The sequence below is a fragment of the Thermomonospora echinospora genome, assembly GCF_900108175.1.
Taxonomy (GTDB): Bacteria; Actinomycetota; Actinomycetes; order Streptosporangiales; family Streptosporangiaceae; genus Thermomonospora; species Thermomonospora echinospora.
This window is the reverse complement of sequence record NZ_FNVO01000003.1, coordinates 475874-499450: the sequence shown is the minus strand read 5'-3', so window position 1 is coordinate 499450 and position 23577 is coordinate 475874. Positions and strand designations below refer to the sequence as shown.

21 protein-coding genes are annotated in these 23577 nt (G+C 73.1%); 17 read left to right on the top strand and 4 right to left on the bottom strand.

Annotated features, from left to right (window positions below; genetic code table 11):
• Nucleotides 1-111: 111 nt before the first annotated feature.
• From C4U03_RS09690 to C4U03_RS09645, 10 genes are all read left to right on the top strand, one after another.
• A complete protein-coding gene (locus tag C4U03_RS09690; RefSeq protein WP_103937337.1) occupies nucleotides 112-1266 on the top strand; it encodes a sensor histidine kinase in 1155 nt (384 codons plus the stop codon).
• Nucleotides 1263-1868, top strand: coding sequence for a response regulator transcription factor (locus C4U03_RS09685; RefSeq protein WP_103937336.1), 606 nt, complete (start codon nucleotides 1263-1265; stop codon nucleotides 1866-1868). Before C4U03_RS09690 ends, C4U03_RS09685 begins: the two co-directional genes overlap by 4 nt.
• A gap of 542 nt (nucleotides 1869-2410) precedes the next feature.
• Complete coding sequence (locus C4U03_RS09680) at nucleotides 2411-3424, top strand: methionine ABC transporter ATP-binding protein (RefSeq protein ID WP_103937335.1); 1014 nt, start codon at nucleotides 2411-2413, stop codon at nucleotides 3422-3424.
• Entirely contained in the window at nucleotides 3424-4080 is a 657-nt protein-coding gene (locus C4U03_RS09675; RefSeq protein WP_103937334.1) for a methionine ABC transporter permease, read from the top strand. Before C4U03_RS09680 ends, C4U03_RS09675 begins: the two co-directional genes overlap by 1 nt.
• A gap of 42 nt (nucleotides 4081-4122) precedes the next feature.
• A complete protein-coding gene (locus tag C4U03_RS09670) occupies nucleotides 4123-4941 on the top strand; it encodes a MetQ/NlpA family ABC transporter substrate-binding protein (RefSeq protein ID WP_103937333.1) in 819 nt (272 codons plus the stop codon).
• A gap of 129 nt (nucleotides 4942-5070) precedes the next feature.
• Entirely contained in the window at nucleotides 5071-5997 is a 927-nt protein-coding gene (locus C4U03_RS09665; RefSeq protein WP_103937332.1) for an STM4015 family protein, read from the top strand.
• Between the two features lie 16 nt (nucleotides 5998-6013).
• Entirely contained in the window at nucleotides 6014-7102 is a 1089-nt protein-coding gene (locus C4U03_RS09660) for an STM4014 family protein (protein WP_103937331.1), read from the top strand.
• The gene (locus C4U03_RS09655) at nucleotides 7090-7890 is read left to right on the top strand and encodes an STM4013/SEN3800 family hydrolase (RefSeq protein ID WP_103937330.1); all 801 of its coding nucleotides are present in this window, start codon (nucleotides 7090-7092) and stop codon (nucleotides 7888-7890) included. Before C4U03_RS09660 ends, C4U03_RS09655 begins: the two co-directional genes overlap by 13 nt.
• Nucleotides 7887-9185 carry an STM4012 family radical SAM protein gene (locus C4U03_RS09650; RefSeq protein ID WP_103937329.1) on the top strand — a complete coding sequence of 433 codons (1299 nt, stop codon included), beginning with the start codon at nucleotides 7887-7889 and terminating at the stop codon, nucleotides 9183-9185. The genes C4U03_RS09655 and C4U03_RS09650 overlap by 4 nt, the downstream gene beginning before the upstream one ends.
• The gene (locus C4U03_RS09645; RefSeq protein ID WP_103937328.1) at nucleotides 9185-10051 is read left to right on the top strand and encodes an STM4011 family radical SAM protein; all 867 of its coding nucleotides are present in this window, start codon (nucleotides 9185-9187) and stop codon (nucleotides 10049-10051) included. The genes C4U03_RS09650 and C4U03_RS09645 overlap by 1 nt, the downstream gene beginning before the upstream one ends.
• Nucleotides 10052-10231: 180 nt before the next feature.
• Here C4U03_RS09645 and C4U03_RS09640 read toward each other — a convergent pair whose 3' ends face one another.
• The 3 genes from C4U03_RS09640 to C4U03_RS39820 all read right to left on the bottom strand — a co-directional run bounded on the left by C4U03_RS09640 (nucleotide 10232) and on the right by C4U03_RS39820 (nucleotide 11969).
• The gene (locus C4U03_RS09640; RefSeq protein ID WP_103937327.1) at nucleotides 10232-11332 is read right to left on the bottom strand and encodes a DUF6745 domain-containing protein; all 1101 of its coding nucleotides are present in this window, start codon (nucleotides 11330-11332) and stop codon (nucleotides 10232-10234) included.
• A gap of 63 nt (nucleotides 11333-11395) precedes the next feature.
• Entirely contained in the window at nucleotides 11396-11722 is a 327-nt protein-coding gene (locus C4U03_RS09635; protein WP_103937326.1) for a hypothetical protein, read from the bottom strand.
• 49 nt (nucleotides 11723-11771) lie between these two features.
• Nucleotides 11772-11969, bottom strand: coding sequence for a hypothetical protein (locus C4U03_RS39820; RefSeq protein ID WP_146087297.1), 198 nt, complete (start codon nucleotides 11967-11969; stop codon nucleotides 11772-11774).
• Nucleotides 11970-12409: 440 nt separating this feature from the next.
• Between C4U03_RS39820 and C4U03_RS09630 the strand changes: the two genes are divergently transcribed.
• The 3 genes from C4U03_RS09630 (at nucleotide 12410) to C4U03_RS09620 (ending at nucleotide 16622) form a co-directional block, all read left to right on the top strand.
• Nucleotides 12410-13309 (top strand): helix-turn-helix domain-containing protein, encoded by a 900-nt coding sequence (locus C4U03_RS09630; RefSeq protein ID WP_103937325.1) that lies wholly within the window; start codon nucleotides 12410-12412, stop codon nucleotides 13307-13309.
• A gap of 312 nt (nucleotides 13310-13621) precedes the next feature.
• Nucleotides 13622-15781 carry a RecQ family ATP-dependent DNA helicase gene (locus C4U03_RS09625; protein WP_103937324.1) on the top strand — a complete coding sequence of 720 codons (2160 nt, stop codon included), beginning with the start codon at nucleotides 13622-13624 and terminating at the stop codon, nucleotides 15779-15781.
• A 430-nt stretch (nucleotides 15782-16211) separates the two neighbouring features.
• Entirely contained in the window at nucleotides 16212-16622 is a 411-nt protein-coding gene (locus C4U03_RS09620) for an ester cyclase (protein ID WP_103937323.1), read from the top strand.
• 128 nt (nucleotides 16623-16750) lie between these two features.
• Here the strand turns inward: C4U03_RS09620 and C4U03_RS09615 are convergent, their stop codons facing one another.
• Nucleotides 16751-17671, bottom strand: a complete 921-nt coding sequence (locus C4U03_RS09615; RefSeq protein ID WP_103937322.1) for a carbohydrate kinase family protein — start codon at nucleotides 17669-17671, stop codon at nucleotides 16751-16753.
• 177 nt (nucleotides 17672-17848) lie between these two features.
• Here C4U03_RS09615 and C4U03_RS09610 point away from each other — a divergent pair, with 177 nt between their 5' ends.
• The 4 genes from C4U03_RS09610 to C4U03_RS09590 all read left to right on the top strand — a co-directional run bounded on the left by C4U03_RS09610 (nucleotide 17849) and on the right by C4U03_RS09590 (nucleotide 23575).
• On the top strand, nucleotides 17849-20320 hold the full coding sequence (locus tag C4U03_RS09610; protein ID WP_103937321.1) for a bifunctional acetate--CoA ligase family protein/GNAT family N-acetyltransferase: 2472 nt from the start codon (nucleotides 17849-17851) through the stop codon (nucleotides 20318-20320).
• Nucleotides 20321-20747: 427 nt separating this feature from the next.
• Nucleotides 20748-21326: a DUF5998 family protein gene (locus C4U03_RS09600; protein WP_103937320.1), complete on the top strand. Its 579-nt coding sequence runs from the start codon at nucleotides 20748-20750 to the stop codon at nucleotides 21324-21326.
• A gap of 203 nt (nucleotides 21327-21529) precedes the next feature.
• Nucleotides 21530-22645 carry an alkaline phosphatase family protein gene (locus C4U03_RS09595; RefSeq protein WP_103937319.1) on the top strand — a complete coding sequence of 372 codons (1116 nt, stop codon included), beginning with the start codon at nucleotides 21530-21532 and terminating at the stop codon, nucleotides 22643-22645.
• Between the two features lie 60 nt (nucleotides 22646-22705).
• Nucleotides 22706-23575 (top strand): sulfurtransferase, encoded by an 870-nt coding sequence (locus C4U03_RS09590; RefSeq protein WP_407701418.1) that lies wholly within the window; start codon nucleotides 22706-22708, stop codon nucleotides 23573-23575.
• The last annotated feature ends 2 nt before the right edge of the window (nucleotides 23576-23577 follow it).

The following is a 23577-nucleotide window of genomic DNA, read 5'->3' as shown; positions in this document are numbered from 1 at the left end:
ATCCCTCGGGGAGGGTCGTGCACGAGCGTCCCGAACGTCGCACCGAAGTGAGGGGGCGGGTTCGCATACGCTGGGCCTCCCGCCCCCCGGTCGCAGGCAAAGGCAGGCATCGTGCAGCCGCGCGTTCCCCGCACCCGCGTGATCGCCACCGCGATCGTGGTGATGTCGTTGGTGGCGCTCGGCGGGACGCTGGTGCCCGCCCTCTGGTACGAGATGTTCACCCGCCAGGAGCCGGGCCGCGTCGCCTACGCCCTGCTGAGCGTGACCGGGATGCTGGCCCTGTACGGACGGCTGCTGTGGGGCAACCTCATGCGCCGCACCCACCCCCGGCACCGAGTGGGCCTGGCGGTCATCGCGGCGATCTCCTGCCTGCTGCCCGCCGTGCTCGGCCCCGTCTGGGCGGCCGCGCTGGTGATGCCGGCCGGGCTGATCCCGCTGGTGCTGCCGCTGCGCGCGGCGGTGCCCGTCACGGCGGTCGGCGCGCTGGGCATCACCGGGTACGGGCTGCTGCTGGGGCTGCCGACGCCGACGGTGGTGTACGAGTTCTTCTGGTTCCCGTTCGCGGCGCTGTCGGGCTACATCTCCTACTGGCTCTTCCACGTCGTCCAGGAACTGCGGGAGGCCCGGGCCGAGCTGGCCCGTGCCGCCGTGGGGGAGGAGCGGCAGCGGTTCGCCCGCGACCTGCACGACGTGCTGGGGCACAGCCTGCAGGCGGTGGCGCTGCGGGCGGAGGTCGCCGAACGGTATCTGGACCGGGACGAGGAGCGGGTGCGCAAGGAGCTCGCCGAGATCCAGCGGATGGCCCGCGACTCGGTCCGGGACGTCCGCGAGGTCGTCCGCGGCTACCGCGCCACCTCGCTGCGCACCGAGTTGGACGGCGCGTCGGCGGTGCTGAGCGCCGCCGGTATCCGCTGCCGGCCGCCGCAGGGCTTTCCCGACCTGCCCGCCCACGTCCACCAGCCGCTCGGCTGGGTCGCCCGCGAGGCCGTCACCAACGTGCTGCGGCACAGCTCGGCCACCTGGTGCCGGATCGAGGTGACCGCCACGGGCGGCGGCGTCCGGCTGGAGATCGTCAACGACGGGGCGGGCCGCCGCGCCGCCCCCGACGGGGGCAGCGGGCTGGCCGGGCTGGCCGAGCGGATCGCCGCCGCCGACGGGGAGTTCACCGCCGGGCACCGGGGCGATGGCACGTTCGGCGTGCGGGCCGTGGTGCCCGTAGAGTCGCCTCGACACGCCGGGGAGCTGCGGGCCGAGGGGGCGGGATGATCCGGGTGCTGCTGGCCGACGATCACCTGCTCATCAGGGAGGCCCTGGTGCTGCTGCTGGAGACCGAGGACGGCATCGAGGTCGTCGCCGACGTCGGCCGGGGCGACGAGGCGGTGGAGCGGGTGCGGACGCTGCGGCCGGACGTGGCGGTGCTCGACATCGACATGCCCGGCATGGACGGCCTGGCCGCCGCCGAACGGCTGTCGCGCGAGGCGCCCGGCTGCCGGCTGATCATCGTCACCGCGCACGGCCGGCCCGGCAACCTGCGCCGCGCCATGGCCGCGGGCGTGCGGGGCTTCCTCGGCAAGGACGCCCCCGGAGCACAGCTGGCCACGGTGATCCGGCAGGTGGCCGGCGGCGCCCGCTACATCGACCCGCAGTTGGCCGCCGACGCGCTGGCCGCCGAGGAATGCCCGCTGACCCCCCGCGAGCTGGACGCCCTGCGGGCCGCCGCCGACGGCGCCCCGATCTCCCGGATCGCCCGCGGCATGGGCCTGTCGGAGGGCACCGTCCGCAATTACCTGTCGGCCGCCGTCACCAAGCTGGGCGCCGACAACCGGCACGCCGCCGTACGGGCCGCCCGCGACCACGGCTGGATCTGACGGCTCCCGCGCGCCCGTTCGGGCGGTCGCGGTGATGACATGGCGCGCCCGCGCCATTCCCTGAGGTGTTCCGAAAAGTTAGCTGGATCACAGGTGTCGCGCCGTTATTCGTCCTTTGGGAAAGAGATGGGGGCGAAGGAGTTTTTGTGCGATTTGGTTTCAGGTGCGTTCTTGTGGTTCACTCATGGCGTGACCGCCGTACGCCCATGCCCGAACTGCCGCCCGCGCCACGCGCAGGCGATGGGGTGTACGCGCTGTCGTCGAATGTGCGGTTGTTGAGGGCCCCCGCCACCGGCTCGCGCCCCCGAAGCGAGCACCAGCCGACCCTGGGACCGCACCGCACATGATCTTCGTTCTGCACCTGCTGAGCCACGCCCCGTACCCGCCCGGATCCTGCTGAGGCGGCCATGGTGCGCTGCGCCGCGCCCACCGCAGACCTGAAGCCAAACCTGAAGCCGAGCTTGACGGCGACCTGATGCCGACCTGAGGTCGGCCCGACCGATCCGCCGGCCATGGGGCCGTAGACGCCGGGATGTTTTCCTGTGATTCAGATCGAGAAACTTCGAAAGACCTATCGGGCCCGCGGGCGCACCGTGACCGCCGTGGACGGCGTCGACCTGCGCGTCCGGGAGGGAGAGATCTTCGGGGTGCTGGGACGCAGCGGTGCCGGTAAGAGCACCCTGCTGCGCTGCGTCAACCTGCTGGAACGTCCCGACTCGGGCCGGGTCGTGGTGGACGGCCGGGACCTGTCGACGCTGTCGGGAGCGCAGCTGCGCGCCGCCCGGCAGCGGATCGGGATGATCCACCAGCACTTCGGGCTGCTGAGCAGCCGGACGGTGGCCGGCAACGTGGCCTTCCCGCTGGAGGTCATGGGGGTGCCGCGGCGCGAGCGGGCCCGCCGGGTGGCCGAGCTGCTGGAGCTGGTCGGGCTGGCCGAGCACGCCGGGGCGTACCCGGCGCAGATCTCCGGCGGGCAGAAGCAGCGCGTCGGCATCGCCCGGGCGCTGGCCGGGCGGCCCCGGGTGCTGCTGTCGGACGAGGCGACCTCGGCGCTGGACCCGCAGACCACCGGCTCGATCCTGGAGCTGCTGCGCGGCCTCAACCGGGAGCTGGGCCTGACCATCCTGCTGATCACCCACGAGATGGAGGTGGTCAAGCGGATCTGCGACGCGGCCGCGATCATGCGCGACGGCCGGCTGACGGAGTCCGGCCCACTGGCCGAGCTGCTCACCCGCCCCGGCTCCGAACTGGCCGCCGGCCTGTTCCCGCTGCCCGAGAGTGGAGCGGTGCGGCCCGGCACCACCGTGGCGGACGTGACATTCGTGGGCGAGGCCGCCGACCGGCCGTTCGTGTCCACCCTGGCGCGCACCTACGCCGTCGACGTCAACATCCTCGGCGGCGCCGTCGAGCAGGTCGGGGACCTGCGCGTCGGGCGGCTGCGCATCGAGCTGCCCGGCGACCCGGACGCCAACGCCGCCCAGCTCGCCCACCTGCGGGAGGCCGGGCTGACCGTCGAGGTGCACGGCCGGGACACCGCACTGGAAGGGACCTCCTGATGACCTGGGACGAGCTGGCGCCGCTGCTGCGCGACGCCACGCTGGAGACCCTGCAGATGACCCTGTGGTCGGCGGTGCTGACCGCGGTCGGCGGGCTGCTGCTGGGCGTGCTGCTGGTGCTGACCGAACGCGGCGGGCTGCTGCCCGTCCCGCCGCTCAACAAGGTGCTGGGCGCGGTGGTCAACGTGGGCCGGTCACTGCCGTTCATCATCCTGATGGTCGCGATCCTGCCGATGACCCGGGCGATCGTCGGCACCACCATCGGCACCACCGCCGCGATCGTCCCGCTGACCGTGGCCGCCGTCCCGTTCTACGCCCGCCTGGTGGAGACCTCGCTGCGCGAGGTCGACCCCGGGGTGATCGCCGCGGCCCGGGCGATGGGCGCCTCCCGGCGGCAGATCGTCGGCAAGGTGCTGCTGCGCGAGGCCCGTCCCGGGCTGGTCGCCGGGCTGACCATCACCGTGATCGCCCTGGTCGGCTACTCGGCCATGGCCGGCGCGATCGGCGGCGGCGGGCTGGGCGACCTGGCCGTCCGCTACGGCTACCAGCGCTTCGAGACCGGCGTCATGGTCGCCACCGTCGTGCTGCTCGTCGGGCTCGTGCAACTGGTGCAGACGCTCGGCGACCTGGTCGCCCGGCGCCTGACCCACCGCTGAGCCCTGCCCTCCTGGAAACCCTCACACAGAAAGGCACTCCTCGTGCTGCGCAAACTGACCGTCGCCATCGCCTCCGCCGGACTGCTGTTCGGGCTGACCGCCTGCGGCTCGTCCGACTCCGGGGACACCGGCTCCGACGACGTCCTCACGGTGGGCGCCAGCCCCGCCCCGCACGCCGAGATCCTCGGCTATGTCAAGGACAACCTCGCCGCCAAGGCAGGCCTCAAGCTGGAGATCAAGGAGTTCTCCGACTACGTCCAGCCGAACCTGGCGCTGAACGACGGCCAACTGGACGCCAACTTCTTCCAGCACAAGCCCTACATGGACGACTTCGCCCAGTCCAAGGGACTGAAGCTGACGTTCGTGGCGCCGGTGCACCTGGAGCCGCTGGGCGCCTACTCCAAGAAGGTCAAGACGCTGGCCGAGCTGCCGCAGGGCGCGACCGTGGCGATCCCCAACGACGCCACCAACGGCGCGCGGGCCCTCAAGCTGCTCGCCGACAACGGCCTGATCACCCTCAAGGAGGGCGCGGGCACCAACGCCACCGAGAAGGACGTGGCGGCCAACGCCAAGGGCCTGAAGTTCCGGCCGCTGGAGGCCGCCCAGTTGCCCCGCTCCCTGCAGGACGTGGACGCGGCGGTCATCAACGGCAACTTCGCCCTGGAGGGCGGGCTGACCCCGGCCAAGGACGCCCTCGTGCTGGAGAAGGCCGACGGCAACCCCTACGCCAACGGCGTGGTCACCAAGACCGGCCAGGAGAACGACCCGCAGGTGCGCAAGCTCGTCGAACTGCTGCAGGGCGCCGAGGTCAAGAAGTTCATCCAGGACAAGTACCAGGGGTCGGTGCTGCCCGCCGCCTGATCCCCGCCACCGCGGGCCCGCCGGACGGTATGCGCCGTCCGGCGGGCTTTCGCGTGTTCAGGGAAGGTTGTCGGCCCTCTCTGATAGGACAGTGCCCGTCCGATCCGACCGTCGGGAAAAGGCGACCAGATGACCGTCAACCATCACCTCACCGAATACGCGGGTCTCCCCGTCCAGCAGTTCGACCCGGAGACCGAACGGGAGGGCCTGCCGGACGCCGGCGCGGTCGCCTGGCGGGTCGCCTCAGCCTTCGAGGAGGCCGCCTTCGAGGAGGTGTTCGCGGACTTCGTTGAGACCGTCGACACCACCGGGGTCACCGCGCTGATCATCGGCTACTGGAACATGTCCTACGACAGCAAGGAGTCCGGTCCGCTGGAGCCGCTGGTGGCCGCCGCCGAGCGGCTGCCCAACCTGCGCTCGCTGTTCGTCGGCGACATCGTGATGGAGGAGTCGGAGATCTCCTGGATCGAGCAGTCCGACATCAGCCCGCTGCTGGCCGCCTTCCCCCGGCTGGAGCGGTTCGGCGTGCGGGGCGGCAACGGCCTGGCCCTCGACCCGTTCCGCAGCGAGCACCTGCGCGAGCTGCGGCTGGAGTCCGGCGGCCTGCCCGCCGCGGTGGTGCGGGCGGTGGCCGCCAGCGACCTGCCCAACCTGGAGAGTCTGGTCATGTGGCTGGGCGTCGATCAGTACGGCGGCGATGCCACCGTCGCCGACCTGGCGCCCATCCTGTCCGGCGAGCGGCTGCCCGCCCTGCGCCACCTGGGCCTGCAGGACGCGGAGATCCAGGACCAGATCTGCGCGGCGGTGGCCGGCGCCCCGGTCGTGGCCCGGCTGGAGTCGCTGGCGCTGTCGATGGGGGTGCTGACCGACGAGGGCGCCGAGGCGCTGCTGTCCGGGCAGCCGCTGACCCATCTGAAGTCGCTGGACCTGCACCACCACTACCTGAGCGAGGCGATGGCCGCGCGGATCCGCGCGGCGCTGCCCGGCGTCGAGGTCGATCTCAGCGACGAGCAGGAGGAGGACGAGGAGTGGCGGTACGTCGCCGTCGCGGAATAGCGGACGCCTCCTGACGATGGACCTCACCGTGGTCGGCACCCCCGGCGACCGGCGGGTGACCCTTTTCGAGGCCGCGTGCCGGGCGCAGGGGCTCCGGCCGCCCGAGGTGCTCGCCTGGCGGGACGTGCTGGCCGGCCGGGAGCCGTCGATGACGCCGGGCACGCTGCTGCGCATCGACTCGCCGGGCGGGGACGCCGAGTGCGACGCGCTGCTGCGCGGGCCCGGCGACCCCGCCCGGGTCGGCGACGGCGCCCGCTGGTACGCCGCGTTCACCGGCGCGCTGCGCCGGGTCGCGGCGGCGGCCGGGCGGGCCGGGGCCGTCCCGCTGAACGACCCGGACGAGATCGCGGTGATGTTCGACAAGCGGCGCTGCCACGCCCGGCTGGCGGCGGCCGGCGTGCCCGTGCCGCCCGCCCTGGACGGCCCCGTCCTCGGCTACGACGACCTGCGCGAACGGATGGCGGTCGCGGGCCTGCGGCGGGTCTTCGTCAAGCCCGCGCACGGCTCGTCGGCGTCCGGGGTGGTCGCGCTGCAGGTGGGCGCGGGCCGCGTCAAGGCGGTGACCTCGGCGGTGCCCGTCCCCGGCGGCGGCCTGCGCAACGCGCTGCGCGTCCGCTCCTACGAGACCGAGCACGAGGTCGCGGCGCTGATCGACGCGCTGGCGCCGGACGGGCTGCACGTCGAGCGGTGGCTGCCCAAGGCGGGGCTGGCCGGCCGCACGCTCGACCTGCGGGTGGTCGTGGTCGCCGGGACGCCCACCCACGCCGTCGTCCGCACCAGCCGGTCGCCGATGACCAACCTGCACCTCGGCGGCGCCCGGGGCGACCTGCGGGCGGTGCGCGAGGCGATGGGGGAGGACGGCTGGCGGCGGGCGCTGCGGGTGTGCGCGCAGGCCGCGCGCTGCTTTCCCGGCAGCCTGATGGTCGGCGTGGACCTGCTGATCGGGGTCGGCTGGCGGCGCACGGCGGTCGGTGAGGTCAACGCCTTCGGCGACCTGCTGCCCGGCCTGACCGGGCTGCCCGGCTCGCCCGGCGAGCGGCTCGACACCTACACCACCCAGGTCAGGGCGGTAATGTCCCGGTACATGGGACCATGCGCGACTTGAACGCCGTCATCGGCAGCCACGACCTGCTGCTGGTGACCCTCGACACGCTGCGCTACGACGTCGCCGCCGAACTGGCCGAGGCCGGGCGCACCCCCAACCTGACGGCGGTGCTGCCCGGCGGGCGGTGGGAGCGGCGGCACGCCCCCGGCAGCTTCACCTACGCCTCGCACGCCGCCATCTTCGCCGGGTTCCTGCCCACCCCGGACGGCCCCGGCCCGCACCCCCGGCCGTTCGCGGCGACCTTTCCCGGCAGCGCGAGCACCGGGCAGGGCACCTGGGTCTTCGACGCGGCCGACCTGCCCACCGGCCTGGCCCGCGCCGGCTACCACACGGTCTGCGTGGGCGGTGTGGGCTTCTTCAACAAGCTCACCCCGCTGGGCTCCGCGCTGCCCGGCCTGTTCGCCGAAAGCCACTGGGAACCGGAGTTCGGCGTCACCGACCCCGCCTCCCTGGAACACCAGATCGGCCGGGTCGCGCAGATCATGGCGCGGCAGCCGCCCGGCCGCAGGCTGTTCCTGTTCCTCAACGTGTCGGCGCTGCACCAGCCCAACTGGTTCCACCTGGACGGCGCCACCCGCGAGCACGGCGACTCGCGGGCCTCCCACGCGGCGGCGCTGGAGTACGTGGACCGGCACATCGGCCGGCTGCTGGGACTCATGCGCCGGCCTTGTCTCGTCATCATCTGCTCGGACCACGGCACCGCCTACGGGGAGGACGGCCACACCGGGCACCGGATCGGCCATGAGGTCGTCTGGACCGTTCCTTACGGGGAGTTCGTGCTGCCATGACCGTTGCCGACACCGCTGTCAGCCCGTACCAGGGCTACGTCTACGCCTACCCGCACAAGACCGCCTACCGGCCCCTGTCGCCCCGCCCCGCGCTGCGCGAGGTGTGGGCGGGGGAGGACCGCGGCTCGCTCTTCCTCTACCTGCACGTGCCGTTCTGCGAGATGCGCTGCGGCTTCTGCAACCTCTTCACCCGTACGGGCGCCTCCGAGGACCTGACCACCGCCTACCTGGACGCGCTCGAACGCCAGGCGCGGGCCGTCCACGGCGCGCTGGGCGAGGCGTCGTTCGCCACGGCCGCGATCGGCGGCGGCACGCCCACCTACCTGACCGCCGCCGAACTGGAGCGGCTGTGCGACATCGCCGGGCGCCTGGCGGACCTGACGGCGATCCCGCTGGCCGTGGAGACCTCCCCGGCCACCGCCACCGCCGACCGCCTGGCCGTCCTGGCCGAACGGGGCGCCACCCGCGTCTCCATCGGGGTGCAGAGCTTCGTCGACGCCGAGGCCCGCGCCGCCGTCCGCCCCCAGAAGCGCGCCGAGGTCGAGGCCGCGCTCGACCGGATCCGCGCCGCCGGCTTCCCGACCCTCAACATCGACCTGATCTACGGCATCGACGGGCAGACCCCGCGCTCGTGGCTGTCCTCGCTCGACACCGCCCTGCTGTGGGAGCCGGAGGAGCTCTACCTCTACCCACTGTACGTACGGCCGCTGACCGGGCTGGGACGGCGCGCGGGCGACTGGGACGACCAACGCATGCGCCTCTATCAGATCGGCCGCGACCACCTGCTGGCCCACGGCTACGAGCAGGTCTCCATGCGCATGTTCCGCCGCCGCGGCCATGGGGACGCCGGCACCGCCTACTGCTGCCAGACCGACGGCATGGTCGGTCTGGGCGCGGGCGCCCGTTCCTACACGACCGGCCTGCACTACTCGTTCGACTACGCGGTGGGTGCGGGCCAGGTGCGCGGCATCATTGACGACTACCTGCGAGAGCCGGACTTCGACGTCGCCCACGTCGGCTTCACCCTGGACTCCGAGGACCGCCGTCGCCGCCACCTCATCCAGTCGCTGCTGCAGGCCGCCGGCCTGGACCGTGCCGAGTACGCCCGGCGTTTCGGCGCCGACGCCCTGACCGACTTCCCGGAACTGTCCGGCCACATCGAACGCGGCTGGCTGGACGCGCTCCCCGATGCCCTGCGGCTGACCCCGGCGGGTCTGGCCCACTCCGACACCATCGGCCCGTCCCTGTTCTCGGCGCGCGTACAGACCCTCATGGACTCCTACGAGGCCCGCTGATGACGCCGGAGCACCTGACCATCCTGTACCGGGGGCCGCTGGCGAGCTGCGACTACGACTGCCCGTACTGTCCGTTCGCCAAGCGCCGCGACACCCCGGATCAGTTGCGCGCCGACCGTGCCGCCCTGGAACGCTTCGAGGACTGGGTCGCCGGTCAGTCCCATCCCGTCTCCGTCCTGTTCACCCCTTGGGGCGAAGGGCTCGTCCGCTCCTGGTACCGGCGGGCGCTGGTGCGGCTCAGCCGCCTTCCGCACGTCGAACGCGTTGCGATCCAGACCAACCTGAGCCACCGCACGGACTGGACCGCCGAGGCCGATCCGGCCAGCCTGGCGCTCTGGGCCACTTACCATCCCGGCCAGGTCCCCTACGACCGTTTCCTCACCAAGTCACGCGACCTCACGTCCCGCGGCATCCGGCACAGCGTCGGCATCGTCGGCCTGCCCGAGCATCTGCCGACCGCCCGGCGCCTGCGCGGCGACCTCCCCTCCGGCACCTACCTGTGGGTCAACGCCGCCGAAGGGCACGAGTACACCGACGAGGAAGCCGCCGCCTGGACCGCCATCGACCCGCTCTTCCCCTACAGCCGCACCCCGCACCAGAGCCGGGGCCTGGCCTGCCGCACCGGGGAGACCGTCATCTCGGTCGACGGCGAGGGCACCGTCCGCCGCTGCCACTTCGTCCCCCAGACCTTGGGCAACCTCTACGACGGCTCCTTCCGCGCCGCCCTGCAACCCCGCCTCTGCCCCAAGCCGGCCTGCGACTGCCACATCGGCTACGTCCACCTGGAGCCCCTGGGCCTCTACGACGTCTTCACAGGCGGCATCCTCGAACGCATTCCCGCCCTGTGGCCGCCCTCGACGCCATGAAGCCCCGGGGCCCCGCCCCATCCCCGCGACTCCCCACCCGCCCTGCCGACACGGTCGCCGCTGGATTCCAGGAGGGTGGCCTCTGGCGGGAAGTCACGGCTCTGGTCCGTCGCGGCTGCTCAGCGCTTGTGGAGCCGGGCGTTTGGAGCCGGACGGTCACGCGGCGGGTCGCGGTGGGGATCAGGTCTGCTTCTCGGGGCGGTACTCGTCCTCGGTGAGGCCGAACGTCCAGGCCACGCCCGCGCGGGCGGTGCGGGTGTCGGGAGGGACGCGCAGGTAGTAGGTGCGGTACGAGCCGTCGGGCTCCGGAGTGGAGTTGACCACCTCCACCATGACCACCGGCTCGTCATCGAGCAGGTCGATGCGCCACAGCACCCCCGTCTCGTCGCGGTGCAGCGGCTTGGCGCCCACGTCGGCCAGGTACCGGTCGTATCCGTAGTGCTCCAGCATCACCCGGCGGAGCTCGGCGTTGTCCTCGCGCTGGATGCGGTCGGCCGTCAGGCCGGCCAGCGTCTGGATGAAGTCCGCCGGGATCGGCATCCCCCGCCACGCGTGCAACGCGAACCCGTCCGGGAAGCTCAGCGCGGGGCCGTCGCCGCGGTGCAGCCTGCCCGGCTCGTCGCGGTACAGCTCCACGGGACGCTCGCAGAGGACGACCATCCGCTCGTACGGCCACCACCAGCCAGCCGTACGAGCGACCTCGGCCAGCCCTTCGAGCTCCTCCAGCCGGCCGAGGGCGTCGAACAGCCACAGCCACGGCGCGTCGTGCTGCCCCAGCACCGCGTCGAGGGTGGCGCCGCGCAGCAGCGCCTGCGCCTTCTCATCGCCCTCGTCGCCGAGCTCGGCGATGCCCCGCCGGACCCGGGTCACCAGCCCGCTGACCGCGTCCCAGGAGCGGGCGGCCGTCCGCGCCCACGCCCGGGCCCATTCCTGGGGGCCCAGCTCGGCGTAGGCGGCGGCGCGGGCCATCTCCCACGGGCGCGTGCGCACCTCGTCACGGACGCTGCGGCCCGCGCCGGCATCGCCGAGTAGCTCGCCGATCGTGGCCGTGACCTCGGCGAGCCCCGCCTCGCGCAGGGTCTGCGCCGCCTCGTCCCGCCCGCCGATCAGCGCGGCGGCGACGGTGCCCGCCGCTGGGGACGGCACCCAGACGAAGCGCTCCGGCACGGCCAGGCCCGCGGCCCGGTAGGCCGACCGCACGCCGGCCTCGGCCCGTGCGCGGTCGGCCTCCCCGGTCGTGAAGGCCACCGACTGCCAGTCCTCGACCACCAAGGTCGTCATGGAATTCCTCACATCGTCGAAGGGGAGCCACGGCCGAGCGTCGCCGGGGCCTGAGGGCGTGCGTCAGTCGGCGACGACGCGGACGGCGCCCGGGATGTACTCGCGCTGCCGCACCACCCGGTACCACCCGGCGGGCAGCGAGATCGCGGCGTGCTCCTCGTGGACGAGCCGGCCCCCGGACGGCAGGTGCAGATGGTCGGGGGTCATCGGGTCCCCGTCCCGCAGCAGCGTGCCGGGCGCGGTGATCGCGTGCGCGTGCCCGGTCGCCTCACCGAGGGCCAGCACGATGCGCCCGCGGCCGTCGCGCGGCGCAGCGGGCAGCGCCTTGACCGCCGCGGGCACCGCGTCCTCGGCGACGGGCTGGATCAGAACGTCTCCCTGTCGGTACATGCCCGCAAGTTATCGACCGGCACCGACAGAATCCGGGCGCCCGGACGGCTCAGTCCATGACGGTGTGCAGCAGGCCGACGATGGCCAGGCCGGCGGTCAGGCCCGTGACCGGATCGACCCGGGCGGCGAGCACCGCTCCCGTGACGCCCGCCACCGCCAGGATGACCACCCAGCGCTGTGGCAGCCGGGCGGGCGGGTGCTCCGGTGTCCCGCCGTCGTGCCGCCGATCGCCTGGAGACGCTCCCATGTCTTGCCCTTCGTGGCCGTGGTGAACAGGGAACAAGGACGCCGCACCCGCGCCCCGGCGGTCGGGCCGCGGCCCGACCGCCGGGGCGCGGAGACGGGCGAGAGGACGCCTCGTGGACGCGTTGCCCGACGGCGATCGCTTCGCAGTGGCCTGGGTGCGACGGGCCGTCCCCCGGGCCGGCCGGATACCGGTCGTCCGCGGACCGGTCCGGCCATGGGGGCTTCAGCCCGGGATCATCCTGCTACAGGGCCGCCAACCAGTGCAAGTGCATCTAGATGCATATGCATCAGCACGTGCTCCGTTATGGGTGGATGCTGCCTCCGAGTGCCGATCTGTACCTTCGGATTCTCCGCAACTGCCAAACTGGGGGGATGGGGCCGCAAGCAAGGACGACGTTCGGAGATGAGGCGAACCGAACCGCGCATCCCCCGGGAGGCCCAATGAGTGGGCGGGTGGAGCCCGCCAAGGCCCTCGCCTCGCAGTTCCGGGGAGGGCCGACTGCCCTGCGGATCATGGTGGGCGCCCAGTTGCGCAGGCTCCGGGAGTCCCGAGGGCTCTCGGCCGAGGACGCCGGCTATGCGATCCGGGCCAGCCAGTCCAAGATCAGCCGCATGGAGTCGGGCCGGGTCGGCTTCAAGGCGCGCGACGTGGCCGACCTGCTCACGTTGTACGGAGTCAGGGACGAGGACGAGCGTGACGCCATCCTGAGCCTGGCGCGGCAGTCCAACATGCCGGGCTGGTGGCACCAGTACGGCGACATCATCCCCGGATGGTTCGAGGCCTACCTCGGCCTGGAGGGGTCGGCCTCCTTCATCCGCATATACGAGACGCAACTGATCCCCGACCTGTTGCAGACCGAGGCTTACGCCCGGACCGTCATCGGGCTTCAGCGTCCGATGGCATCGCAGGCCGAGGTCGAAAGCCGGGTCGGCATGCGGATGGGGCGTCAGCGCATGTTCGACCAGTCGGACCCACCCCGGCTGTGGGCGGTGTTCGACGAGGCGGCCTTGCACCGCTTCCTCGGCCATCGGGCGCTCATACGCGAACAGTTGCGACATCTGCTCGACGTCCTCGACCGGCCCAACGTCACGTTGCAGATTGTGCCGATCGGTTCGCCGCTCGGAGTCCTCAGCCGCAACCCGTTCAGCATCCTGCGCTTCCCGCCTCCGGAACTGCCCGACATCGTCTACATCGAACAGCTCACCAATGCCCTCTACATCGACAAGGGCGAGGACGTGGCCGCCTACAGGCAACTGCTGGACAAGATATCCATGAGCGCCCTGTCCGTGAAAGACAGCACGATACTGCTCCACCGCCTGCTCACCGAGCTGGACGGCTGACCCGACCAGGACGGCCGTCGGCCTGCTCACCGGCCCCACGGCCGACGGCCGCTCGCCCGGACGCGGCGCCAGTGCCTCGGCGGTCCGGCGGACCCGCCGATCGCCGGCCATCTGGTCGAGCGCGGCGATCAGCATCTTCCGCCGCGCCGCCGGGATCCGGTCCACCGGTCGAACGGGGATGCCGGAGAGTCCTCCCGAGCCATACGGTCCTTGTCCGCCCGCCGCGGCCCGACGACCGGCATGGGCCGGAAAGGTTTTCCCCAGAATCCGCTTCTGGTTCTGGCCGTCGTACGGGACTGGTACCAAGAGGGCATGGGCGAGACACACGACGGGCCGCGGAGCGAGGCCGAGGCGTGCCTGCGGGCGCTGGCCGGTGACCACGCGCGGCTGCGCGAGGACCAGTGGACCGCGATCCGGGCGCTGGTGCTCGAACGCCGGCGCGCGCTGGTGGTGCAGCGCACCGGATGGGGCAAGTCGGCCGTCTACTTCGTGGCCACCCGGCTGCTGCGCGACCGGGGTGCCGGGCCCACCGTGATCGTCTCGCCGCTGCTGGCCCTGATGCGCAACCAGATCGAGGCGGCCGAGCGGGCCGGCATCTGCGCCCGCACCGTCAACTCGGCCAACACCGACGACTGGGAGCGGGTGTTCGCCGAGGTCGAGGCCGGTGTGGTGGACGTGCTGCTGGTCAGCCCGGAGCGGCTGAACAACCCCGACTTCCGCGACATGGTGCTGCCCAGGCTGGCCGCCGGGGCCGGGCTCGTCGTGGTGGACGAGGCGCACTGCATCTCCGACTGGGGCCATGACTTCCGGCCCGACTACCGGCGGCTGCGCACGCTGCTGGCCGAGCTGCCGGACGGCGTGCCGGTGCTGGCGACCACCGCGACCGCCAACGCCCGGGTCACCCAGGACGTGGCCGAACAGCTCACCCCCCAGCCCGGCCACGGCCCCGGGACGCCTCGCGCCTCCGATGCCGCCGGTGACCGGCATGACGAGGTGCTGGTGCTGCGGGGCAGCCTGGAGCGCGAGTCGCTGCGGCTGGCGGTCGTCCGGCTGCCCACCGCCGAGCAGCGCCTGGCCTGGCTCGCCGAGCGTCTCGACGAGCTGCCGGGGTCGGGCATCGTCTACACGCTGACCGTCGCCGCCGCCCACGAGATCGCCGGGTTCCTGCGAGACCGCGGGTACGAGGTGGCCGCCTACTCGGGGCAGACCGACCCGGCCGAACGGCTGCAGGCCGAGCGGGACCTGCTCGACAACAAGCTCAAGGCGCTGGTGGCCACCAGCGCGCTGGGGATGGGCTTCGACAAGCCAGACCTGGGCTTCATCGTGCATGTGGGCGCCCCGCAGTCGCCGGTGGCCTATTACCAGCAGATCGGCCGGGCCGGGCGCGGGGTGGACCGGGCCGAGGTCATCCTGCTGCCGGGCACTGAGGACCGCGACATCTGGGCCTACTTCGCGAGCCTGGCCTTCCCTCCGGAGCCGATCGTGCGGACCACCCTGGACGCCCTCGCCTCCGCCGGCCGCCCGCTGTCCACCGGCGCCCTGGAGCCGATGGTCGATCTGGGCCGCAGCCGGCTGGAGATGATGCTCAAAGTGCTCGACGTGGACGGGGCGGTACGCCGGGTCAAGGGCGGCTGGACGGCCACCGGCCGGCCATGGGCCTACGACCGGGAGCGTTATGAGCGGGTGGCCGCCGAACGGGCCCGTGAGCAGCAGGCGATGCTCGACTACCTGAGCACCACCACGTGCCGCGAGGAGTTCCTGCGCCTGCGGCTCGACGACCCGCAGGCCGCCCCGTGCGGCCGTTGCGACAACTGCACCGGGCGGCCGTGGTCCGCCGAGGTCTCCGGGACCGGCGCCGAGGAGGCCGGGCGGCGGCTCCGCCGTCCCGGTGTCGAGGTGGCCCCGCGCCGGATGTGGCCCACCGGGGTCAAGGACGACCTCGGGGTCTCCGGCCGCATCCCCGCCGCGGCCCTGGCCGAGCCCGGCCGCGCCCTGGGCCGGCTCACCGACATCGGCTGGGGCAACCGGCTGCGGGAACTGCTCGCCGACACCGCCCCCGACACCGAGGTCCCCGGCGAGGTCTTCGACGCCGTGGTCAAAGTGCTGTCCGCCTGGGACTGGGCCGAACGCCCGGCCGGCGTGGTCACGATCGCCTCCCGCTCCAGACCCCGCCTGGTCGCCAGCCTGGGCGAACGCATCGCCAGGATCGGCCGCCTGCCCCATCTTGGACAGGTCGCCGCCGTCGGCGACCCCGGACCGCGCCGGCACAACAGCGCCCAGCGGCTGCGCTCGGTCTGGCACTCCCTGACCCTGCCGGACGAACTGGCCGCCGCCATGGCCTCCGCCCCGGGCCCGATCCTGCTGGTCGACGACCGCGTCGACACGGGCTGGACCATGACCGTCGCCGCCCGCCTGCTACGTGAGGCCGGCGCCCCCGCCGTCCTCCCGCTGGTCCTGGCGGTCCCCAACTGACCGTTCCCGTCTCGTGGCACCCATCATGTGCCCGACGCGGTACCCCGGTCCCGGGCATGGAGGCGGTGCTCAGGGTCCAGGCATGGAGGCGGTGCTCAGGGTCCGGGCATGGAGGCGGTGCTCAGGGTCCGGGCATGAGAGGTGGGCGGGGGAGTGCCCGGAAGCGGTGGAACCCGCGTCGGCGTCGCCTATGCGACGCCGATTCACCTGAGTGAACGCCCCACCTGGCAGATCGGCCCACCGAAGACTGGACGCTCCCGCGTCCGGTGCTCGTTCGTGGGCTGATCGAGGGGCCGGTGGCCGAGCCCGGCGTGACTTCTCTGCTTTACCGGTCCTGTCGGCCCAGGCCAGAGCGGCTCCCCTGCGTCACGGCGCGATCGGGGGCGCTCGGACGCGGTTCAGGTGGCGGGCACCGGGTAGGAGGCGGCCCATGATCGCGATCGCAGATCTTTACCGGCGATGGCTGGGTGAGCTCTGGCAGGGAGATCTGAAGGTGCTGCACGAGTTGTGCGCGCCGGATTTCATCGGGCACTGGCCCGATCGGGACGTGCGCGGCGTCCAGGAGGCGGCCGAGCAGATCGGCCGGACCTTCACGCTCTTCGACAAGGTGGCCACCACGATCGAGGTGGGGCCGCTCGTCGACGGCGACCTGGTGTCCGCACACTGGACCTTCGCCGGCGACTACCGCGGTGGCCTGCCCGGCGCGACCGCCGCCCCGGGCACGAGGGTGTCCTTCACCGGGATGGACATGCTGCGGGTGACCGACGGCAGGTTCAAGGAGTACTGGGTGGTGTCCGACGCGCTCGGCCTGATGACCAGGCTGGGGGTCTTTCCGAGTTGAGCGCCGTCATGCCCGGCCGATCGCGAAGGCCGCCGGGAGGGCACCGGCCGCGGCGCGCCACGGTCCGCGCAGAGCGGACCGGCCGCCGGCCGGAGACGAGCGAGACGAGCGGTGGGGATCGGGGCGGGTCAGTTCCTGATCTCGTTGTCGACGACGTCCAGGGTGGGACGGGCGCCGATGCGGGTCATGGCGCGGGCGGCCAGCGCGCAGCCGGCGGCCAGGGCCTCGGCCGGGGGCTTGCCGTCCAGCCAGGGCGGGAGGAAGCCGGCGATGAATGCGTCACCGGCGCCGGTACCGTCGACGATCTTGTCGATCGGCTGAGCAGGGGCCACGATCGGCTCGGGGCGCCCGTTGGTGTACCACAGGGCGCCGTCGGCGCCCATCTTGATGACCACCTGGGGGTACCAGGCGGTGAGCACCTTGGCGGCGGCCTGGGGCTCCTCCCGGCCGGTCAGCACCTCGGCCTCGGCGGCGTTGACCACCAGCAGGCGGGCACCCTGGGTCCACTCCAGGAACGGCTCGGCCCCGACCCGCTTGAGCGGGGAGGAGGAGCCGGCGTCCACCGAGATCGACATCTGGGCCTTGCGGGCCAGGGCCAGCGTGTGCTGGGCGGCCTTGCGGGACCCCTCGTTCAGCAGCGAGTACCCCGACAGGTGCAGATGGGCGCCCTGGCCGAACAGTTCCGCGGGGATGTCCTCGGGCAGCAGCGCGGCGTTGGCGCCCGGGTCGGACAGCATCGTGCGGTCGCCCTTGTGGGTGACCATCACCACACAGCTCCCGGTGGGACGCTCGTTGTCCATGACGGTGCGGGCGTCCACGCCCAGCCCCATGAGCTCCATATCCCGGTTCCGACCCGCGATGTCCGCGCCACGACGGCCCACGAAGGTGACCTCGCCACCCTCGACGGCGAGCCATGACGCGACGTTGGCCGCCGAACCGCCGCCGTGCATCGTCACCATGGCCGGGGTGTCGCTGCCCTTGGCCAAGGGGTACGCGGCCCGCGCCACGGTATCGGTCATGAGATCACCGACCACGACCACGCGTGTCATGACGTCACCACCTCGATCAACACCACTAGCGCCCCGCCAGCAGCATTATCCCCGGGGCGTGTGCTCGACCGTAACAGTTCCCAGGCCCGCAGAAGGTCTCGAACGCGCACCGAAAGTCGAATACCTCACCCGCGAGCGGCCGGAAAAGGTCCCCGCCGGATGACTACTCTCTGGTAGGTGAGCGACTCGTACCCCGATCACTGGGAGGCCGACGTCGTCCTCGCCGACGGCGGGACGGCGCACCTGCGGCCCATCCACAGCGGCGATGCCGAGCTGCTGCGCGATTTCTACCAGCGGCTGTCCCCCGAGTCGATCTACTACCGGTTCTTCTCTCCCCGGCCGCGGCTGAGCGAGCGTGAGATCGAGCACTTCACCACCGTGGACCACGACGACCGGGTTGCGCTGATCGCCACGATCGGCGACTCCATGGTGGCGGTGGTCCGCTACGACCGTATTCCCGACCAGCCCGGCACCGCCGAGGTCGCCTTCCTGGTGGAGGACGCCCACCAGGGGCGGGGCCTGGGGTCGGTCCTGCTGGAGCACGTGGCGGCCGCGGCGCGCGAGCGGGGGCTGCGCCGGTTCGTGGCGCACGTGCTGCCGGACAACCGGCGGATGACCAAGATCTTCCGGGATGTGGGGTACCGGGCGGAACAGCGCTTCGAGGACGGCATCATCCAACTGGTGCTGGACCTGGCGCCCACCGAGACGTCCGTGGAGGTGATGGCGGCCCGCGAGCACCGGGCCGAGTCCCGCTCCATCCAGCGTCTGCTGTTCCCCCGTTCGGTGGCGGTGATCGGCGCCAGCCGGGAGGCGCACAGCGTCGGCCAGACCGTGCTGCGCCACCTGCTGGCCGGTGACTTCAGCGGCCCCGTCTACCCGGTGCACCCGACCGCGACGGCGGTGGCCGGGGTACGGGCCTACACCACCGTGCTGGACATCCCCGACGATGTGGACCTTGCGGTGGTGGCGGTGCGTGCGGAGGCCGTCCACGAGGTGGTCGAGCAGTGCGCCGGCAAGGGGGTGCATGGGCTTGTCGTGGTCTCCTCAGGCTTTGGGGAGACTGGCGTCGAGGGCCGGGCGCGTCAACAGGAGCTGGTGCGGCTGGCACGTGCGCACGGCATGCGTGTGGTCGGCCCCAACTGCCTGGGCATCGCCAACACCGACCCCACCGTACGGCTGAACGCGACGCTGGCGCCCACCATGCCGGGACGCGGGCCGATGGGCTTCTTTTCCCAGTCGGGCGCGCTGGGCATCGCCATCCTGCAGCGTGCCGCCGAACGGGGGCTGGGGCTGTCGACGTTCGTGTCGGCGGGCAATCGGGCGGACGTGTCCGGCAACGACCTGCTGCAGTACTGGGAGGAGGACCCGGCGACCGCCGGCGTCCTGCTCTACCTGGAGTCGATCGGCAACCCGCGCAAGTTCACCCGGCTGGCCAGGAGGCTGTCGCGCACCAAGCCGATCGTGGCGGTCAAGTCCGGCCGCAGCACCCAGGGCGTCCCGCTGGGCCATGCCGCCCGCGCGCTCAGCCTGCCCGACCACGCGGTCAGCGCGCTGTTCGCCCAGGCCGGGGTGATCAGGGTGGACGACCTGGACGAGCTGTTCGACGTGGCCCAGCTGCTGGCCTACCAGCCGCTGCCCGGCGGAGACCGGGTGGCGATCATCGACAACTCCGACTCGCTGGGCCTGCTGGCCCAGGACGCCGCGGTGGCGCTCGGGCTGTCCCCCCGCGACCCGGTCGACCTCGGGCCCCGGGCGGGCGCGGCCGAGTACGAGGACGCGCTGGCCGCCGCGCTGGCCGACGACTCGGTGGACGCCGTGGTCACGCTGTTCGCCCCGCCGACCATCGGGGAGCTGGATCCGGGGGTGGCGGCGGCGATCGCGCGGCTGTCCATCGACAGCACCAAGCCGATCGTGGCGACGTACCTGGGCGCCTGGGGCATGCCCGCCGAGTTGCGCACGCCCGGCGCCGGCCGGATGCCGCCGGCCGGCTCGGTGCCGTCGTACCCGGCGCCCGAGGACGCCGTGCGCGCCCTGGCGTACGTCACCCGTTACGCGATGTGGCGGCAGCGCCCGCACGGGCACCAGCCCGACATCGAGGGCCTGGACCGGGACCGCGCCCGCGCTCTGGTGGAGGACCTGCTGGACGGCGCCGACGGGCCGGTGACCGTCGGCGCCGTCCAGGCCGCCGAGCTGCTGGCCTGCTACGGCATCACCGTGGGCGGCGCGGACGGCAAGGGCGTGCCGGCCAGGATCGTCACGATGGAGGATCCGTCGTTCGGCGCCGTGGTGTCGTTCGGGCTGTCGGACGTGACCGCCGCGCTGCTGGACGACCGCGCCTACCGGCTGGCGCCGCTGACCGACGTGGAGGCCGCCGACCTGGTGCGGGCCATCCGCACCGCCCCGCTGCTGTTCGGCCACCAGGGCACCGAGCCGGTGGACGTGGGGGCACTGGAAAGGCTGCTGCTGCGGGTGTCCCGGCTGGCCGACGACCTGCCCGAGGTCGTCCGCCTGGAGCTGGACCCGGTACGCGCCGGCACCGACGGCGCCATGGTGGGCGATGTCTCCCTGCGGCTGGCCCGCCCTCTGGGCCCCCGTCCCGAACTCGGCCCCCGTCGTCTTCCCAGCCCGCCTCCGCCTGTCGGCTCGTGACCCCGGTCATGTCCGGCCCTGAACGGCGCAGGACATGACCGGGTGACGCCTTTGCCGGGCCGAGACGCCGATCGACTACTGCTGTGGCGGTGGGGCCGGCTCCGGCGGCGGACCGGGCTCCGGCGGGATGGGCGGGATCGGATCCGGAGGCGGTCCCGGTATCGGCGGGTGCGGCCCGGGGCTCGGAGGTCCGGGTGGCGGCGGCTGAGGCGGGGGTACCGGCGGCTCCGGTGACGGGATGGGCGGGCGGGGGCCCGGCGGATCGGGTCGGGGAGGCGGCGGTACGGGAGGCGGCGAGGGCATGGGAGGAACGGGAGGTGGTTCGTGCATGGCGTCCATACCCTTCCCTTACCCGGGACGGAACCGATGACCGCCCATCCGGACTGGCGTGTGCGCGCATGACCCCGGACAGGGCAGGATGGACCCTATGAGGGACACCCGAGCGACGGCTCATGGGTTGCGCACCGCCATCGAGCGCAGCGGTTACTACCCGGCACTCGTCGCGGACGCGGTCGAATCGGCACTGGGCAACGAGACGGTGCTGGCCTATGTCGTGCACCACGAGGCGACCTTCGACCCGGCGATGGAGGTGCGGCGGCACGTGACCGTGCTGGTCCTGTCGCCGACCCGGCTGCTGGTGTGCCACACCGACGAGCACCCGCCCGGCGAGGGCGTGCCGCAGGCGCATGCCTCCACCACGACCGAGGCGGTGCGGCTCGACCGGATCCAGTCGGTCGCGGTCACCCGCGTGGTGCCCGACCCGGCTTCCTACGTGCCGGGCGTCCCGCCCACCGAGGTCGTGCTCACCATCGGCTGGGGGGCCATCGCCCACATCGACCTGGAGCCCGCCACCTGCGGGGACGAGTCCTGTGAGGCCGACCACGGCTACACCGGCAACGTGACCGCCGACGACATGTCGCTGCGCGTCAGCGAGGCCGCCGACGGCGCCGACGCGGTCGTGCAGGTGCTGGCCTTCGCCCAGGCCCTGTCCGCGGCCGCCGGCTGACGGCCCACCCCGTACGGGCGACCGGAAATGGCCGGATGGCCACAAGCGGCTGACCGATATGCGCTGTCAGCGGCTACCGTGGTCGTCGGTCATGTCCTACGCGCCCAGCGGCGGCCATCAGGGGCGCGCGGGACTCTGAGCCGAGAGGGCAGGGAGGAACGCGTGCGGTCTGGTTTCGGTGAGGTCCCCTTGAGGGGTGCGAGGTGAGCGCCGGGCCGCCGGTGCCCCGGTACGGGTCCGCGGCGCTGGCCGACCTGGCGCCCTCCGTGCTGGCCGCGCTGGGGGTGCCGGGCGGCGAGAACGTGCTGGGCCTTCCCGAGGCCTCCCGGATCTGCGTGCTGGTCATCGACGGGCTGGGCTGGGAGCTGCTGCGCGACTATCCCCGGTACGCGCCCTATCTGAACTCGCTGCCGGGCCGGCCGCTGACCGCCGGATTCCCGGCGACCACCGCCACCAGCCTGGCCTCGCTGGGCACCGGGCTGCCGCCGGGCGGCCACGGGCTGCTCGGCGTCCAAGTGGCGGTGCCCGGCACCGGCCGGTTGCTCAACTGTCTCAAGTGGGACGACAGCGTCGACCCGGCGACCTTCCAGCCCGCGCCCACCGCCTACGAGCGGGCGGCGGCGGCAGGGGTCAGCGTGGGCTATGCGGCCTCTGGCGCCTACCGGGGCAGTGGGCTCAGCACGGCGACCGCGCGGGGCGCCGACTACCTGCCCGCCGACAGCATGGGGCAGCTGGTGGCGCGGGCGGAGAAGGCGCTGCGGGAGGGCGACCGCTCGTACGTGACCGTCTACCACCCGGACCTGGACTCCACCGGCCACATCTATGGGGCGGGATCGGCGGCCTGGCGGCACCAACTGCGCTTCGTGGACCTGCTGGCGGAGCGGATCGCCGAGATCCTGCCGCCCGGGGCGGTGCTGTACGTGACCGCCGACCACGGCATGGTCAACCCGGCCGACCGGATCGACGTCGACGAGATCGGCGCGCTGCGGGAGGGGGTGGCCCAGCTCGGCGGCGAGGCCCGCGCCCGGCACTTGTACACCGAGCCGGGGGCGGCGGCCGACGTGCTGGCGGCCTGGCGGGAGCTGGTCGGCGACCGGGCCTGGGTGTGCGCCCGGGACGAGGCCGTGGCGGCGGGCTGGTTCGGGCCGGTGGCGCCGGACATGCTGCCGCGCATTGGGGACGTACTGGCGGTTCCGCACGGTGAGCTGGCCATCGTGGCGACCAGGCAGGAGCCGAAGGCGTCCCTGATGGTCGGCATGCACGGCTCGATGATCCCGCGCGAGCAGCTCGTTCCGCTGGTCACCGAGCACCGCCTGTAGCGGCGTTACGCTGGTGCGGTAACCACCGAGCACCGCTTGTAGCAGGGTTACGCTGGCGCAGTGACCGACGAGCCGACATCTCACCCGGAAGCGGCCGCGACGCGTCCGCTCATCGACGTGCCCGCCCTGGCCGGGCTGCTGCGGCGGCCCGAGCCGCCGGTCGTGCTGGATGTGCGATGGCGGCTGGCCGGCCCGCCGGGCGTCGAGGACTACCGCCGGGGTCACCTGCCCGGCGCGGTCTTCGTCGACCTCGACCGTGACCTGGCGGCCCCGCCGGGTCCGGCGGGGCGGCATCCGCTCCCGGCGGCGGCCGGCTTCGAGGCGGCCATGCGCGCCGCCGGGGTGTCGGTCGGGCGCCCGGTGGTGGTGTACGACGAGGCCGACTCCACCGCAGCCGCACGGGCCTGGTGGACGCTGCGGTACTTCGGACATCCGCAGGTGCACGTCCTGGACGGGGGCTACCGCGCCTGGGTCGAGGCGGGGCGGCCGGTGACCACCGACAAGCCGGAGCCCGTGCCCGGGGACTTCACCGCGCGGCCGGGCGGGCTCCCGGTGCTGGACGCCGAGGGTGCGGCGGCCCTGGCTAAGGGTGGGGTGCTGCTGGACGCCCGTGCGCCCGAGCGTTACCGGGGCGAGGTCGAGCCCATCGACCCCGTCGCCGGGCACATCCCGGGTGCGGTGTCGGCGCCCACGTCCGGCAACGTCGGTCCCGACGGGCGGTTCCTGCCCCCGGAGCGGCTGCGCGAGCGGTTCGCCGGCCTCGGCGCCGCCGACGCCGCCGAGGTGGGCGCCTACTGCGGCTCCGGGGTGACGGCCGCGCACGAGGTCCTGGCCCTGGACGTCGCCGGGATCCGCGCCGCGCTGTACGTCGGCTCCTGGTCCAACTGGGTGGCCGACCCCGCCCGCCCGGTGGCCACCGGCGAGCGGTGAGG

What these genes read in the sequence shown, in the direction of transcription:
- C4U03_RS09685 (WP_103937336.1), top strand. Translation starts at nt 1,263, where the DNA reads ATGATCCGGGTGCTGCTGGCCGACGATCACCTGCTCATCAGGGAGGCC.
- C4U03_RS09675 (WP_103937334.1), top strand. Translation starts at nt 3,424, where the DNA reads ATGACCTGGGACGAGCTGGCGCCGCTGCTGCGCGACGCCACGCTGGAG.
- C4U03_RS09665 (WP_103937332.1), top strand. Translation starts at nt 5,071, where the DNA reads ATGACCGTCAACCATCACCTCACCGAATACGCGGGTCTCCCCGTCCAG.
- C4U03_RS09660 (WP_103937331.1), top strand. Translation starts at nt 6,014, where the DNA reads ATGGACCTCACCGTGGTCGGCACCCCCGGCGACCGGCGGGTGACCCTT.
- C4U03_RS09655 (WP_103937330.1), top strand. Translation starts at nt 7,090, where the DNA reads ATGCGCGACTTGAACGCCGTCATCGGCAGCCACGACCTGCTGCTGGTG.
- C4U03_RS09650 (WP_103937329.1), top strand. Translation starts at nt 7,887, where the DNA reads ATGACCGTTGCCGACACCGCTGTCAGCCCGTACCAGGGCTACGTCTAC.
- C4U03_RS09645 (WP_103937328.1), top strand. Translation starts at nt 9,185, where the DNA reads ATGACGCCGGAGCACCTGACCATCCTGTACCGGGGGCCGCTGGCGAGC.
- C4U03_RS09640 (WP_103937327.1), bottom strand. Translation starts at nt 11,332, where the DNA reads ATGACGACCTTGGTGGTCGAGGACTGGCAGTCGGTGGCCTTCACGACC.
- C4U03_RS09635 (WP_103937326.1), bottom strand. Translation starts at nt 11,722, where the DNA reads ATGTACCGACAGGGAGACGTTCTGATCCAGCCCGTCGCCGAGGACGCG.
- C4U03_RS39820 (WP_146087297.1), bottom strand. Translation starts at nt 11,969, where the DNA reads ATGGGAGCGTCTCCAGGCGATCGGCGGCACGACGGCGGGACACCGGAG.
- C4U03_RS09630 (WP_103937325.1), top strand. Translation starts at nt 12,410, where the DNA reads ATGAGTGGGCGGGTGGAGCCCGCCAAGGCCCTCGCCTCGCAGTTCCGG.
- C4U03_RS09625 (WP_103937324.1), top strand. Translation starts at nt 13,622, where the DNA reads ATGGGCGAGACACACGACGGGCCGCGGAGCGAGGCCGAGGCGTGCCTG.
- C4U03_RS09620 (WP_103937323.1), top strand. Translation starts at nt 16,212, where the DNA reads ATGATCGCGATCGCAGATCTTTACCGGCGATGGCTGGGTGAGCTCTGG.
- C4U03_RS09615 (WP_103937322.1), bottom strand. Translation starts at nt 17,671, where the DNA reads ATGACACGCGTGGTCGTGGTCGGTGATCTCATGACCGATACCGTGGCG.
- C4U03_RS09600 (WP_103937320.1), top strand. Translation starts at nt 20,748, where the DNA reads ATGAGGGACACCCGAGCGACGGCTCATGGGTTGCGCACCGCCATCGAG.